Below are 539 nucleotides of genomic sequence, written 5' to 3' on the forward strand. Positions count from 1 at the left end.
GCCTCGTCGCCTACGTCACGCCCAAGGCGAATACCTCCCTGGAAGTGGAGGCCCTCAAGGCCCACCTGCGCCAGGGCCTCCCCGAGTACATGGTGCCCACCACCTTCGTGGTGCTGGACGCCCTGCCCCTCAACTCCAACGGCAAGGTGGACCGCAAGGCCCTGCCCGAGCCGGAGGCGCCCCAGTCCGGCCACACCTACGAAGCGCCGCGCACGGAGGTCGAAGCGAAGCTGGCCTCCATCTGGGCCGAAGTCCTGCGACTGCCCCGGGTGGGCGTGAAGGACTCGTTCTTCGAGCTGGGTGGGCACTCGCTGCTGGCCACCCAGGTCGTGTCGCGGGTCCGCGTGGAGTTCAGCGTGGAACTCCCCCTGCGCGCGCTCTTCGAATCCCCCACCGTGGAAGCGCTCGCGGTTCGTCTGGTGGGGCTGACCCGCACGAGCACTACTCAGCTCACCCGCGTCTCGCATGACGGTCCGCTGCCGTTGTCCTTCGCCCAGCAGCGGCTGTGGCTCATTGATCAGCTCGAACCGGGCAGCCCG

1 protein-coding gene is annotated in these 539 nt (G+C 68.8%); it reads left to right on the top strand.

The annotated features are described in order from the left end of the window. The coding region (locus tag D7X30_RS41405; RefSeq protein ID WP_147443455.1) for a phosphopantetheine-binding protein at positions 1-539 on the top strand (539 nt) is incomplete at both ends.

Origin of the sequence: Corallococcus sp. AB011P (assembly GCF_003611605.1) — a bacterium.
Taxonomy (GTDB): Bacteria; Myxococcota; Myxococcia; order Myxococcales; family Myxococcaceae; genus Corallococcus; species Corallococcus coralloides.